At 63.3% G+C, this 13029-nt stretch carries 13 protein-coding genes; 4 read left to right on the top strand and 9 right to left on the bottom strand.

Going from position 1 to position 13029, the window contains the following annotated elements:
• Positions 1-4: 4 nt before the first annotated feature.
• Both phoB and B5V46_RS09325 read left to right on the top strand, forming a co-directional pair.
• The gene (gene phoB, locus B5V46_RS09330; RefSeq protein ID WP_080616355.1) at positions 5-697 is read left to right on the top strand and encodes a phosphate regulon transcriptional regulator PhoB; all 693 of its coding nucleotides are present in this window, start codon (positions 5-7) and stop codon (positions 695-697) included.
• Positions 698-873: 176 nt separating this feature from the next.
• On the top strand, positions 874-2076 hold the full coding sequence (locus B5V46_RS09325) for a cytochrome-c peroxidase (protein WP_080616354.1): 1203 nt from the start codon (positions 874-876) through the stop codon (positions 2074-2076).
• Positions 2077-2913: 837 nt separating this feature from the next.
• Here B5V46_RS09325 and B5V46_RS09320 read toward each other — a convergent pair.
• The 8 genes from B5V46_RS09320 to B5V46_RS20665 form a co-directional block, all read right to left on the bottom strand.
• Positions 2914-4056 (bottom strand): hypothetical protein, encoded by a 1143-nt coding sequence (locus B5V46_RS09320; protein ID WP_155774002.1) that lies wholly within the window; start codon positions 4054-4056, stop codon positions 2914-2916.
• Between the two features lie 379 nt (positions 4057-4435).
• Positions 4436-4876, bottom strand: coding sequence for an N-acetylmuramoyl-L-alanine amidase (locus B5V46_RS09315; protein ID WP_155774001.1), 441 nt, complete (start codon positions 4874-4876; stop codon positions 4436-4438).
• A 4-nt stretch (positions 4877-4880) separates the two neighbouring features.
• Positions 4881-5207, bottom strand: coding sequence for a hypothetical protein (locus B5V46_RS09310; protein WP_080616351.1), 327 nt, complete (start codon positions 5205-5207; stop codon positions 4881-4883).
• On the bottom strand, positions 5197-5655 hold the full coding sequence (locus B5V46_RS09305; protein ID WP_080616350.1) for a hypothetical protein: 459 nt from the start codon (positions 5653-5655) through the stop codon (positions 5197-5199). The genes B5V46_RS09310 and B5V46_RS09305 overlap by 11 nt, the downstream gene beginning before the upstream one ends.
• Positions 5652-7241 (bottom strand): hypothetical protein, encoded by a 1590-nt coding sequence (locus tag B5V46_RS09300; RefSeq protein WP_080616349.1) that lies wholly within the window; start codon positions 7239-7241, stop codon positions 5652-5654. Before B5V46_RS09300 ends, B5V46_RS09305 begins: the two co-directional genes overlap by 4 nt.
• A 97-nt stretch (positions 7242-7338) precedes the next feature.
• On the bottom strand, positions 7339-8175 hold the full coding sequence (locus tag B5V46_RS09295; RefSeq protein WP_080616348.1) for a hypothetical protein: 837 nt from the start codon (positions 8173-8175) through the stop codon (positions 7339-7341).
• Positions 8175-8414 carry a hypothetical protein gene (locus B5V46_RS09290; RefSeq protein ID WP_080616347.1) on the bottom strand — a complete coding sequence of 80 codons (240 nt, stop codon included), beginning with the start codon at positions 8412-8414 and terminating at the stop codon, positions 8175-8177. Before B5V46_RS09290 ends, B5V46_RS09295 begins: the two co-directional genes overlap by 1 nt.
• Before the next feature lies 1 nt (position 8415).
• Positions 8416-8550: a hypothetical protein gene (locus B5V46_RS20665; protein ID WP_255377916.1), complete on the bottom strand. Its 135-nt coding sequence runs from the start codon at positions 8548-8550 to the stop codon at positions 8416-8418.
• Between the two features lie 358 nt (positions 8551-8908).
• Between B5V46_RS20665 and B5V46_RS09285 the strand changes: the two genes are divergently transcribed.
• Positions 8909-9664 carry a LuxR family transcriptional regulator gene (locus B5V46_RS09285; RefSeq protein WP_080616346.1) on the top strand — a complete coding sequence of 252 codons (756 nt, stop codon included), beginning with the start codon at positions 8909-8911 and terminating at the stop codon, positions 9662-9664.
• 414 nt (positions 9665-10078) lie between these two features.
• On the opposite strand, the gene B5V46_RS09280 is transcribed toward B5V46_RS09285, so the two are convergent.
• On the bottom strand, positions 10079-11383 hold the full coding sequence (locus B5V46_RS09280; RefSeq protein ID WP_080616345.1) for a diguanylate cyclase: 1305 nt from the start codon (positions 11381-11383) through the stop codon (positions 10079-10081).
• A 177-nt stretch (positions 11384-11560) separates the two neighbouring features.
• Here B5V46_RS09280 and B5V46_RS09275 point away from each other — a divergent pair, with 177 nt between their 5' ends.
• Positions 11561-12934, top strand: a complete 1374-nt coding sequence (locus tag B5V46_RS09275; RefSeq protein WP_080616344.1) for a diguanylate cyclase — start codon at positions 11561-11563, stop codon at positions 12932-12934.
• Positions 12935-13029 lie beyond the last annotated feature (95 nt).

The raw sequence follows: 13029 nt of genomic DNA, 5'->3' as shown, positions 1-13029 counted from the left end.
GCCGATGAGCCCGAGCGAACAGCCGACCATCCTGATCGTCGAGGACGAACCCGCGCAGCGCGAAGTTCTGGCCTACAACCTGCAGGCCGAAGGCTTCCGGGTCTCGAAGGCCGGGAATGGCGAAGAGGCGCTTTTGCTGGTCGAGGAGCACGCGCCCGACATCATCGTGCTGGACTGGATGCTGCCCTCGGTCTCGGGGATCGAGGTCTGCCGTCGTCTGAAGACCCGGCCCGAGACCCGGGGCGTGCCGATCATCATGCTCTCGGCCCGCTCGGAGGAGGTCGACCGGGTCCGCGGGCTGGAAACCGGCGCCGACGACTATGTGGTCAAGCCTTATTCGGTGGTCGAGCTGATGGCGCGGGTCCGCGCCCAGCTGCGGCGCACCCGTCCGGCGACCGTGGGCCAGCGGCTCGAATTCGAGGACATCCTGCTCGATGCCGAAACCCACAAGGTGTTCCGTTCGGAAAAGCCGTTGAAGCTCGGCCCGACCGAATTCCGGCTGCTCTCGACCTTCATGGAAAAGCCCGGCCGGGTCTGGAGCCGCGAACAGCTTCTCGACCGGGTCTGGGGGCGCGACATCTATGTCGATACCCGCACCGTCGATGTCCATATCGGGCGGCTGCGGAAGGCGCTGTGCCAACATGGCGGCCCGGATCCGGTTCGCACGGTCCGCGGGGCAGGCTACGCCCTCGGCTGAGGTCGGCCGGGCATTTCCGGTCGAGTGTTTCCGTTCGATTGTTTCCGGCCCGGCGTTTCCGATTTTTTTTCTCAGGAATTGATCCCGGCGCGGGCGGTCCCTATGCTGCGCGCGGGTTCGGGGCGGCTCAGGACGCAGCCGGCCGCGATGATCTGAGCGAGCAGGGGATCGGAAAGATGAAACGAACCGGTACGGGAGCCGGACTGGCGCTGGTTGCGGCGCTGCTGACAGGCGGCACGCTTGGCGCTGCCGAGCCGGAGGAGGGGGCCTACAGCTCTCCCGAGGCTTTCGGCGAGGCGCTGTTCTTCGACGTCAATCTCTCGAAGTCGCGGAGCCAGGCCTGTGCCACCTGCCACGATCCGGACCATGCCTTCACCGACCCGCGGCCGACGCTGGCCGGGCGGGCGGTCTCGCTCGGTGCGGATGGGCAGTCGCTTGGCGACCGCAACACGCCGACCGCCGCCTATGCCCGGTTCTCACCGCCCTTCGGCCGGCGCGCCGACGGCATCTATATCGGCGGCCAGTTCCATGACGGCCGCGCCGCCGGTCTGGCCGAGCAGGCGGCCGGACCGCCGCTGAATCCGATCGAGATGGGGCTCGACGATGTCGGGGAGGCGGCCGCCCGCATCCTCGAGAATCCGCGCTATGGCGCGACGCTGAGCGCGCTTTACGGCGACGCGACGCCCGACGATCCCGAAGCCGTCTTCCGCGCCGCGACCTCCGCCATTGCCGCGTTCGAGGAGACCGATCGTTTCGCGCCCTTTGATTCCAGATATGACAGATACTTGCGCGGCGAAGTTCAACTGACGGACAAGGAAGAGCTTGGCCGGCTTCTGTTCTTCTCGCAGCAATTCACCAACTGCAATCTGTGCCATCAGCTGCGCAAGTCGCCGATGGCCGCGGATGAGACCTTCACCGATTACAGCTATCACAATATCGGCGTTCCGGCGAATGCGGCAGCGCGCGAGGTCAACGGCGCCGCAGGGCCAGATCTCGGGCTTTTGGCCAATCCGGCGGTCGAGGATCCTGCAGAGGCGGGCAAGTTCAAGGTGCCGACGCTGCGCAACGTGGCCGTGACCGGACCTTACATGCATAATGGCGTGTTCGAGAATCTGCGCACCGTCATCCTGTTCTACAACAAGTACAACAGCAAGGCGGCGGCGCGCCAGATCGACCCCGAGACCGGTGCGCCCTGGGCCGCGCCCGAGGTTCCGGACACGCTCTCGATGGACAAGCTCACCACCGGGCCGGCGCTCGATGACGAACGGATCGACGCACTGGTTGCGTTTCTCGAGACGCTGACCGACAGCCGTTATGAATACCTGCTGGACCGGGACAGCGCTTCGGTCGGGACCGGAGGTGCCGACGAAGACCCGTGACCGCGAACGCCCGAAACCGCTTCGGGGCCGGTCGCGCCATTTCCGCATTCTGCCGCGTGACGGGCGGGTGTTTTATCATGGCGGGGCCGTGGCTTGCGGGACAGAAAGAGGGATTCCCGGCGTCACGTCAGATCTTATGGCCATCCAGAGAGAGCGGCCATTCAGGGGTATTGGCTCCGGCGGGGCTACGGGAGCGAAGAGTGGTGCTGTCCCGCACCGCCAGATCATGATCCGATAATCATGAAATTGTAAAATCGCTGTTCGGGACAGAATATTTAGGGGAGGGGGCAACCTGTAGCGTTTTCGCCACAACTTGACAACAGGATAGGGCGTGAACGGAGGGAGAACAAGAAAACGTCTCTCTAAGTGCCGCCTTTTTGTGCGCTCAACCATAAGGTGTGGATTGCAGCGAGCGTAGAGCGAACGAAACAGCCGATTTACCCACCCCCCCGAAACTTCAATATCTTGAAGTTTCAGTTTCGGGGGCGTGGATAAATCTACCCGCGACGAAGCAAGAACGCAAACGACACCCGGTAAAGTGTAGAGGTCGCATTGGGCGCATGTGGCAGCGCGCGCAGAGCGAACGGAAAGGCCGTGCTAACTGCCCACAGACTGCGCCTGTTGCGACCCCCGGGGGGAGCCTCTCCCCCCTTTTTCAATGGGGGGCACCCCCAAAGGGAGGATTTCGCCCCTGCGTCCGCGATCCAACAAGTTGGCTGGAACGTTCCGCGAAATCAGCGTTTGCGATCACACCAAGGGACAAAGGGGCGGGAGCCGCCGCCCTTGGAGCGGGTATCGGAGGGCCGCGCCTTGCAGGTCCGGCCGTCCTCTGGGCGGTCAAGAACCGGATCGGCCTGCCGATGCCGGGAAGACGCGACGGCGGTCTTCGAGATGGGAGAGACGGCAATGGGGGTTGATACCCTTGCCGGGACGCTTCCACCGAGCTTCGGGAGCTTCGAAGCCGGGTGCGGCGCGGTAGGAGAATTCAACTTCCGTCTCTTGAGGGACGCGGACAACCCCGAGGGCTGCAAGGGTTTCTTCGGAATGGTTGTCGAGGCAGGCCCGACAGGGAAGCTCACGCCCGCATTTTCGGACAATTTCAGCTTCTCTTTGTCGTCCTGCGACCTCCCGCGCCCTTTTCTCGATTTCGTAGTCAATGCTGACCTCCTCTTCCTCAGGGCACCACGGCCCGGTAAGTATCGCTGAGTCCGCCTCTAGGTCCGCCAAAGATGCAATGAGAGAGGACCACTGCGGCGCGGGAGCGCCTCTGGTCCATACTGCGCGCTGGTTCAGCGCGACGAGCGCCCAAAGGGCGTGTTTCCGCCAGCTGCCAGAGGGCACCCAATACCCGGACAAGCCGGGAACGCGGAATTTAAGTTCCGGCATGACCGCGCCCTTGTCGGCGTAGGACGCCAGCTTATCCCAGAACCATCGGGAGCCAATGGCGGGGCGCTTGCTCATCCGGAAGAGACCAGTCGCGAAGTTCTCGGCCGAGGCGTAACGCATCGTCCCTTTGGAATTTTCTTCGGTGAACTGGTCTTTGAGACAGTAACTCAACACATAGTGCATGGCCCCTTCATCGGGGTCTTGCAGGGTAACGAAGCCACGGCCCCAGAGGGACCAGTCGAGACGGATCTTGCGCTTGCCGACGCTCATCATATCGGGACGCTTGGTCACCACGCGCCCGCGATGGCGGTATTCGCCCAGATGGAGCAGATCGACATTGGAATAGATGATGAGGTGCCAGTGGCACCGGCCGTTGCGGTCCCCTTGTTCTCCGGCGCAGAGAAACCGGATAACCGGCGGGGCGTTCAGCCGATGGGCCTCGGCATGGCGACGGGCCGCAGCACGCAGGCGGGCGAAGAAGGCGCGAACGTCTGCATAGCAGAACATACGGGCGGCATCGCGGTTTTCTTCGGTGTCATCGGCATAGGTCAGGGCAATGCACAGGGTGTGGGGCCAGCCGGTTTTTTCGGCCATGGCCCGTGCCACCCATTGGTGGCGACGTGTCGAGATACACTCATCGCAGGTCCGGCAGGCGAAAGTGAAACCGTCTTGTTCGATAGGTCGGGTGCACATGTGTTGAGTTCCTTAAAGTGCATGCTGGAACAAGGGGGATGCAAAGCCCCGGCCCCCACGTTCGTTAGGGGGCCGGGGCAGGGCGCTAAGCGCGGGCAGGTCCGGGGGCCGCTGCGGATACGGTCGAGCCGGTGCATTTCCGGGGTCCACTGGACCCGCAGCGTCGCGACCCACGCGGCTTGCCGGGAGGCTGGCAATTGCGCGACCGGCTTGAGGAAGTCGCGCCGCGCGGCTTCCAGTTCGAGCTGCTGAGCGCGCAGCTCGGGATCGTCCCACGGGGTCAAAGCCAGTCCTCGGACCGAACCTTGAAGCCGGGGCAGAGCTTCGGGGCATAGTCGTTATGCCCCGAGACCGTCTCTAGGCCGGGAAGCTCGGCCAGCTTGGCCGTGAGGGCGCACCGCTGGGCCTCGGTAAAGAAGTCCTCGAACCGGCCCATATCGGTGATCTGGCGGCTTTCGATCAGCAGAAAGCCGAGGGTGCCGGTATTGTGGCCCTTGACGTGGGCGCCGATCATCTCGAACGGGCGCCCGGGGAACCACGACCCGTCCGGCATGAAAAGACCGTGATAGCCGAAGCCGTTGAACCCCCGTTCCAAATGCCACTGATTGACGGTGACGAAGGCTTGGAACGGGGTGAAGTGTGCAAACTGGCCGTCTTTGATCGCGGCGCAGTGAAGCACCGCCTCCCGCACGGGGAGGCGTTCATTTCCTTGATAAATCATGGGGTTACTTCTCTTCTCGGAAGTGTCCTCCGGGCGTCACTCGATAGAGGCGCTTGAGGCTGACGAAATTGGAATGTTGCTCGACCTCGACGCGATAGGTTCGCGCGAGAATGCGGACCGCGATTTCCGCGGCCTCTTGGAAGTCGGGAGGCAACTCATCGCCTCCGTCCACATGGCGGATAAAGAAGCACTGATTAGGCGAGCGGAGTTCAACATCCGCAGGCCAGCCGTGCTTTCGAAGGGACTTCTTGACCAGCGTGGCGAAGCATTCCAGCGCGCCCCGATCCTTCGGGACGCGCCAGGTACGTTTGACGTAGCGCCTACTCGACACTTTGGCCCTCGTCGTCCTCGATCACCTCGACGGGCGGTTCTTCGACCGGCGGCACCTCGGCCGGGGCCTGCGGAACGCGCTCGATCGCGGAAAGGGCGCGCTCGCGGGCCTCGACGCGCTTTGTCGCGGTCTGCATCCGGGCCAGCGTCAGGCGCATTTCGCGCTCGAGCCGGGTGGCCGAGGTCGGCACATAATCCGGGTTGGCGCCGGTCTCGCGCGCGTGCGGATGCGGCTGAATGCCGATCCGGTGACGCGGATTGAGCGCGGCGAGGCCGTCCGCGACTTCGAGGTGACAGCCCTCGGGCACAAGGCCCAGGTACTGCGCCGCCGGGACTGCCCCGGCAGGGACCGCAATCTGACCGAGGATTTCACCGTCATGACTGACGATATCGAGCGTCCCGCCATTGGCCGAGACAAGGCGAGTCTTGCGGGTGATTTCAGCGCTCATTCTTCGAGGTCTCCGAACACGTTTTCATCTTCGAGGATGGCCAGCTCCTCGACGGGAGTCGGGCCGAAAATGGTCGGGGTCTGGACGACTGCGGTCGAGTTGACGACGTAGGTGCAGACCTCGGCCTGCTGGTCCGCGAAGGGGTAATGTTCGAGGTCTTCGGGGTAGATCACGCTTTCAGGCGTAACCGACATAGGCACCTCAAGCTGCCAGACGGCGGTCTTGTTCTCGACCGTTTCGGGGTCGAGCTGACGGCCAAGGCCGTAATGGACATAGGTCCGCTTGAGGCCGTTATGGCCGACATAGAGCGCAACGGTGCTTTCATCGGCTGCGGCGCAATCGCTGTCGAGGTCCCGGACAGTCACCGGAACCGGATCAAGCGCCAATTCATCGGCGACGAAATTATCCAGGCCCCAGACGTCCGACAGATACGGGTGCGGCTGCGACGACAGGGTTTCGTCGGGCTTGATGGTGGCGAAGGTCATGACGATGCCGCCAAGCTCCGTCCTGGGGATCGGAACCGAGAAGGACAGTTGCAGCATCATGTCAGAGCGCATCACGTCGCCCTCAACGCCCGTCGTGTCCGTGGCACCGACGATGGAGCGGCCGAACACGCGCGATTGCTGGGAAATGATGAAAGGCATCTTGCCGGTATCGACCGAGAGCCCATGCGCCCAGCGGAGCGCCATTTCCTCGCCGTATTGCGGATTGGCGTCGACAAACTCGCGCATCGCACGGGTCAGTCGATCCATGGTTTCGGCGTTGTAGAAGTCGGTCAGGCTGATATCCGCCGCGCCCGCGAGATCCGCAAAGATCTGAGGGATATTATCGGCATCCGCTTCAATAGCGACGCCCGCGTTACTGGAAGAACCTCCGTTTGCACGAAGCGGGCCAGACACAGTGTTGGGTTTATCCCCGGTTTGCCTCAGATACCTGCCATCCCCAATGCCATAACCGCTGTCAATGCCGCCATCTTGGCGACCGAGATAACCAATACCGCGCACCGGAATATCACCGGAAAACTGAATTCGGCCGTTGACCCGGTCCTCCGGGTCAAGAACGCCGTTCAGCCGGTCCAGCACGGTCTGCGAGATCAGGGCAGGGGTGATAGCCGTGTTCGAATGCAGAACCTGCTTGGCCTTCACATATTTCCGCTGCCGCAGGAAGTTGACGGCGGCGTTATGTCCAAGGCGGACGATCTCATTGACCTTCTTCACGCCGCCAATGGAGCGGGGATTGACCCCGCAGCGCCGCGAAATCTCGCTCTCCGGTTCCAGATCGAACAGCGGATTGCCGGAAAGCAGCTTCTCGCGAAGGACTTCGGTCATGCCGGCATAGGCCGCATCCGGGTCCTTTATGGCGTCGACCGCCTGCACCGGGACGAAAACCGAGATGAACTCGCCGGTGATGGGCGTGATCATGCGGCCCGCGATGGGGTCGAGTTCCAGCGTGATCTTCTGAGACAGGAACCCGCCTTCATTGCCACGGACGGCCACGGCCATGACGGGGGCGAGCTTGCCACCCCGGAAGCGGCCGACAAGGGTACGGCTTTCGCGGCGCACATTGCGCGCGTTCTGATAGCTCATTTCTTTTTCCTTCTAAGGCGTTGGGAGATTTTCTTGAGAGAGCGGGACAGCGCGACCCTACGAGCGGCGCAGCCCTTGCAGCGCTTCGGACGGCGGCTCATCGTTCCCACCACTTGCGCCAATCGTTGATTCGCTCGAAAGCGGACCGCTGATCCGGCGGGATCGAGGAACGAGGAAAGCGGATAAGGTCGCGCTCTGGCCCGACTTCCGCACCGATTTTGCGCTTAAGCCACGGCTTGCCGACTTCCCAACCCATGATCGCAGCGGGCACGATCAGATCGGGATAATCGTACCAGTGCATTGGCTCATCGCCGTCGAGCGTAGGAACGCGCAACGGTGCCGGGAGAAGCGGATTGTCCACCTGCATAAAGCCCGGCGACGAGTTGACCGGGCGAAGATCAACTCCGCGCCTAAGATCGACGGGGGACGGGGCTTCTAGTGGGCGAGACTGCCCAGAAGGATGCCCAGCGCCAGAAGCGCCAGCGCCAGAAGCGTCCCCACCAGCCACATTCTGAACAGAACGCGCATCGTCACCCCCAACTGCCGCACGAATGGACGGCGTATTGACGTTGTTGGCGTAGATGCCGCCAACACGGGGACGGATGGTAAGCTGCTGAACACGCTCTTTCAACTGCGCGTTTTGTTCACGCGCCTTCTGAAGCTCGCCGGTTTTCTCGGCCTTCTTGGCAAGGCCGTCCGCGAGCAGCAGACCGGCATCGGCAATGGCCTGACCCATGTAATTCTGCCCGGCCGACGCAACAGCGCCCGGAGCAGAGGTCAAGGCGGTCAGGGGATTGAACCCGGCCGCCTCGGCCCGTGCGCGGATTTTTCCATAGTCGGGGACGACATATTTCGCCTTCTTCTTGCTGCCGAAAAGGCCGCCAAGAAGGCTGGCGCCGCCCGAGATAAGGGAGCCAGTGACAACGGGATCCATTAGGCGCAGATCCCGCTATGAGAGCGGCGGGCAGGAGCATCCGCCGAGCACCGGCCAAGGCCGGAGGAGGCCTTGGCAACGTCCTCTAGGACTTTCTTGTCCGCGACCCAGAAGATATCGGCGACGATATCAACGGCCAGGTCGATCTGTGCCGCGTCGAACTTCTCGGAAACGACGGACTGAACGAGCCGCCAGATGGCTTGCTCATAGGTTTGGAGGGGTGCGCGATCTGCCTGCATGTCACAGCAGCCCGCAGAACGCGCGATAGCCCTCGGAGTAGGCCACTGCTGCCAGAGTGCCGAGCGCGCCGAGCAGCGCAGGCAGAACGGACTTCGCCGCCGTGGTCAGCGTGGCACGGAGAACCGTGTTTTTCATAGGAAACCTCTCAGTTACAGGTGACGCAACACAGCGTCACAACCGAGCGGTAGCACAGGTCCGATAATCATGATTATGTAAACAAATGATGCTGTCGCGCTGCGCCGGAAGCTGCGACCAATTCGACATTCCCTGCAACTCAGGGGTTTCCTTCGGTCCCTCCCTCGTGTTCCAATTGACGGAACAATATGCCCTGATAACAAAGGCTAGACGGTGCCTGACCGAATTTGCGCCCGAAAAACCATCCTCCTGCAGTCGTCACGGTTCCAGATATCCGGACGCGCCTGCACTTTGGCCGCATTCAGCGGGTCGCTTTGTCGTGCCGGCATGCACGACAACGCGGCCGTATGGGGTCTTCATGAGCCTCGAATACATGAGCGCATTGATCGCCGCGCGCAGCCTCGAGGAACTCTGGGCGCTTCATACCCGCAAGATGGCCGCTTTCGGCTTCGACCGGCTGATCTATGGCTTCACCCGCTTTCGTGCCGCCAACAGTTTCGGCGACCGAGACGACGTGATCGTGCTGTCGAACCATTCGCCCGAATATGTGCGCAATTTCGTCGACAAGGGCCTCTACAAGAACGCACCCATGGTCCGCTGGGCCGCGAAGCATGAAGGCACCAGCAGCTGGCGACTGGTCTCCGACCGGCTGGCGCGCGGCGAGCTGACGCCGGAGGAACTGGACGTCCTGAAATTCAATCGAGACATGGGCGTGATCGCAGGCTACACGATCAGCTTCTGCGAGATATCGGTCCGTTCCAAGGGCGCGATCGGCCTGACGGCGCGGCCGGGTCTGAGCCAGGACGATGTCGATCGGATCTGGGCCAAGCATGGCGACGTGATCCAGCTGATGAACGATGTGATGCATCTGAAGGTACACAACCTCCCTTATGCCGCGCAGCGCCCGCCCCTGACGCCACGCCAGCGCGAGGTTCTGGAATGGGTCGGCGACGGCAAGACCACGCTCGATATCGCCACCATTCTCGGCGTCACCCAGGCCACGGTCGAAAAGCATCTCCGGCTCGCCCGCGAGTCGCTGGATGTCGAGACCACCGCGCAGGCCGTGTTGAAGGCCTGGTTTCAGAACCAGATCTTCCGCGCCGAGTCGCCATAAGCAGGTTCTTGCCCGCATCGCTCCGACCGGAAATGACGCAACGTTATATCGGGGCGGTTTTCACACAACAACACCTCGCCTAAAGGTTGAAATCATTTGATTTTTTAACCAATATAAGTACGGATTACCATACTATCTTTTCGGCCGGTAAGTAGGCAATTTTTAGCCGTTCCGTGAGTGGTGGCCTTGGGCCAGGGAACATGATCGGTGCTGAATCGCATCTTTTCGCGGTGAACGCCGGACCGGGAGACCGGAGCAGGATTGGACTGTCTATTGTTCGTCGGTCTGGTTCTGCGCCTTTTCGGTCAGGCTGCCCGATCCAACGGGCGGCTTACGGAAAGGCCAATAGGGGCGGCGGGCTATTTAGGGGGGCCTCGCCGCCCCTCTCATGTGTCAGGAAGGGCCTTTTACGGGCTACCGGTCCTGTAGTGCCCCCTGCCCCGTTTCCGCCAGTTCCGAGCCCCGCACGATGGAGCCGCCACCGCGGCGTTCGGCAACGTAAAGCGCATTCTCGGCACGTCGCAACGCCGCCTCGAGATTTGCTTCGCCGAAGGCCGACATGCTGATCCCGATGGCGGCGACCGGCCGGTCCGGCTCCGGCCTCAGCACCTGTTCCAGGCGTTCGCCGATCCGGGCCAGATCGGACTCGCTCGGCACATGAGCCACAACCATGAGCATGTCCCGCCGCCAGCGCCCGATATTGTCCTCGGCGCGAAGATTGCGGACCGCCCGCCGCAGCGCCGACTGCATCTCGCGCTCATCTGCCTCCGGATCGGCGCCGCGACCGCCAGGCCGGGGAGCGCAGAGGATCACCCCGACCGGCCCCTTGCCGTCGATCAGATCCCGGTCGGGCCGGAACCTGCAGGCCCGCCCGGCCACCGGGTCGAACAGTTCGGCACGCGCATCCGCACGGGCCGTCCGCTCCAGCAGCACCCCGACCGTCAGCACCAGCGCCAGCTGCGTCGCGCCGAACAGCCCCAGCAGAGGGGGCAGCAACAGCCGCGCCGATGCCGCCTGGGGCGCCAGATGCAGGGTCGCAATGCCCACGAACCATGGCCCGATCAGCGCCAGAGCCAGAAGCATGCGCATCCGGCGTCCATGCCCCTCATGCGAGAAGAGCGGGCGCAACAACCGTTCCGAGCGCAGGATATGCGTCATGGCAAGACCGGCGAGAACCATGCAACTCAGCGAAAAGGCGGAAACCGGGCGCCCCCAGATCGTTGCCTCGAACAGATCCGTCATGGTGCTCCACCAGATCCCGGCCCAGGCCGCCGCCAGCACTGTCATTGCCGCTCCGCGATGAAATGGCTGAAGGGCAAGGCAGAGATGCAGCGTCATGAGGGCATAGGTTGTGGACAGATCGAAGGAGACGGGCCCCGGCATCCGCCCGGGCCAGAGCGCGACGGCCTCGCCCAGATAGGGGCCACCCGGCAGCAGCCCTTCGATCAGGCGCAGCCCGGCGAGCACCGCGACGCAGCCTCCGAGCATGCTCCACCAGAGAAGCTTCAGCGCTTTCCAGCCCCGCAACAGCACTGAAAGCGCGAACAGCACGAAGCCGAAAGCCTCGGCCGGATGCAGCACAGGCACATGGCGCGAAGCGGCGTTCAGGATGGAATGCAGCGTGCCGAAGGTCGCGATGGTCAGCAGTGCCAGGCCGAGGAGGCGAAGCGCCTGAGGCGTTGGCAGCTGGGTATGGCTGGTCGTGGTCGAATGGAACAAGATCGGGCACCCCGGTGAGACGGCAGATCGGTCTCGTCAGGGTAACTTTTCGCGCCTAAATCGGGGTTAAGGTTAATAACTCTGCGTCAGAGACACGCAAAGCGCGCTCCGGGTAACCAAATATTAAACCTGTCGCGGCCCTATCCTGAGGCAGTTTTGTGTCGAGCGAGCATCAGGATGGCAAGCGAAGGCCAGAGGCCTCGAAAGACCCTGACGATCCGGCTTCTGGGCCTGGCCATTCTTATCGCGATCGGTCTGGGGCTGCTGCAGAACCTGATCGATCCGCCCGAAGACAGTGCGGCCGCGCTGCATCTTCTTCCGGCGGTCGGATTTTCCCTATTCGGAGGGCTCTTTTTGCTCGGCCGCCGCGCGCCCGGCCTGCGCCGCCCCGGTCGGATTCTGGCTTGCATCGTCGCACTGCTGGCAACCGCACGGCTGTTCGAAGCCGCCAGTCCCGGCTGGGCCCGGATCATCGGGCACCCCTTGCTTGCAGACAGCCTGGAGAGAATCGCACCGCAGGGCCTTCTCTCGGTCGAAACCGCCTTCGTGCTGGCGATGCTCAATATGGCGCTGCTGGCGGAAGCGCATCAACGCCAGACGGCGCTCTTGTTTATTGCAGCGGCCTGGGTCGGCACCACCATGGGCATGCTCAAGCTCGCCTTCAACCTCACGATCTGGCGCGGAGAGATGTCTCCCTATGCGCTGGCGATCATGATCCTGGTCTGTTCGGCCCAGACGCTGAACCTGCGGGATCAGCCCTTGCTGCGGCCGCTCTTCGCCCGCACCAGCTATGGGACCTATACCCGTGCACTTGTAAGCGGGGCGCTGCTCGTGCCCTGGATATCGGGGTTTCTCTACGTCCTCAACGTGCGCCCCGATCCGGCCAGCCATCTTGCGCTGGAGCTGGCCTTCGGCTTCATCGGCTGGATCATGCTGGCGCTGGTGCTGGCGATCGGCCATCTGATGGAGAAATCCAGCCTCGCGCTCGAATACGCCGCCCGGCACGATCCTCTGACCGGGGCGTTGAACCGGCGCGGCCTGTCGGTGGCGCTGAGCGAGCGCACCGAGGTCCGTGGCGTCGTGCTGTTCGATCTCGACCACTTCAAGACGGTCAATGACATGCTGGGTCATGACGCGGGCGACAGGTTGCTCTGCAACATCGCGCAGGTCGTCACCCGCTCGCTCGGCGACAGCGATCTTCTTGTGCGCTGGGGCGGCGAGGAATTTCTTCTGGTGATGACCAGTTCTGCCGAGGTGCTTCTGGTGCAGATGGCGGAACGGCTGCGCCGGACCATTGCCGCCCAGGCGTCGATGCGGATCGGGGCCATGCCCTATCCGGTCAGCGCCTCCTTCGGGGTCAGCATGGTCAGGCCCGGCGACGACGGTATCGGGTCGGCCATCCGCCGCGCCGACAAGGCGCTTTACGCCGCCAAGATCCGCGGCCGCAACCGCGTCGTGTCGGCCGCCTCCCTTGAAGAGGCCGACAGCGATCCCCTCTCCGCCGCCACCCAGAGGAGCGACGAGGCGACGCCGCCGCGTCTGGCCTCGTGAAATCCCCCTGCCCCGCGCCTCGCGGAGCCGGCATGAAAAACGGCGCGGCCCCGTCCGGGTGCCGCGCCGCCTGTTTCTGTCAGCCTCGGGGCTCG

The organism is Rhodovulum sp. MB263 (assembly GCF_002073975.1).
GTDB lineage: Bacteria > Pseudomonadota > Alphaproteobacteria > Rhodobacterales > Rhodobacteraceae > Rhodovulum.
The sequence above is the reverse complement of the archived record's forward strand: the minus strand, read 5'-3'. Positions and strand labels throughout refer to the sequence as shown.

What these genes read in the sequence shown, in the direction of transcription:
- phoB (WP_080616355.1), top strand. Translation starts at nt 5, where the DNA reads ATGAGCCCGAGCGAACAGCCGACCATCCTGATCGTCGAGGACGAACCC.
- B5V46_RS09325 (WP_080616354.1), top strand. Translation starts at nt 874, where the DNA reads ATGAAACGAACCGGTACGGGAGCCGGACTGGCGCTGGTTGCGGCGCTG.
- B5V46_RS09320 (WP_155774002.1), bottom strand. Translation starts at nt 4,056, where the DNA reads ATGGCCGAAAAAACCGGCTGGCCCCACACCCTGTGCATTGCCCTGACC.
- B5V46_RS09315 (WP_155774001.1), bottom strand. Translation starts at nt 4,876, where the DNA reads ATGATTTATCAAGGAAATGAACGCCTCCCCGTGCGGGAGGCGGTGCTT.
- B5V46_RS09305 (WP_080616350.1), bottom strand. Translation starts at nt 5,655, where the DNA reads ATGAGCGCTGAAATCACCCGCAAGACTCGCCTTGTCTCGGCCAATGGC.
- B5V46_RS09300 (WP_080616349.1), bottom strand. Translation starts at nt 7,241, where the DNA reads ATGAGCTATCAGAACGCGCGCAATGTGCGCCGCGAAAGCCGTACCCTT.
- B5V46_RS09295 (WP_080616348.1), bottom strand. Translation starts at nt 8,175, where the DNA reads ATGGATCCCGTTGTCACTGGCTCCCTTATCTCGGGCGGCGCCAGCCTT.
- B5V46_RS09290 (WP_080616347.1), bottom strand. Translation starts at nt 8,414, where the DNA reads ATGCAGGCAGATCGCGCACCCCTCCAAACCTATGAGCAAGCCATCTGG.
- B5V46_RS20665 (WP_255377916.1), bottom strand. Translation starts at nt 8,550, where the DNA reads ATGAAAAACACGGTTCTCCGTGCCACGCTGACCACGGCGGCGAAGTCC.
- B5V46_RS09285 (WP_080616346.1), top strand. Translation starts at nt 8,909, where the DNA reads ATGAGCCTCGAATACATGAGCGCATTGATCGCCGCGCGCAGCCTCGAG.
- B5V46_RS09275 (WP_080616344.1), top strand. Translation starts at nt 11,561, where the DNA reads ATGGCAAGCGAAGGCCAGAGGCCTCGAAAGACCCTGACGATCCGGCTT.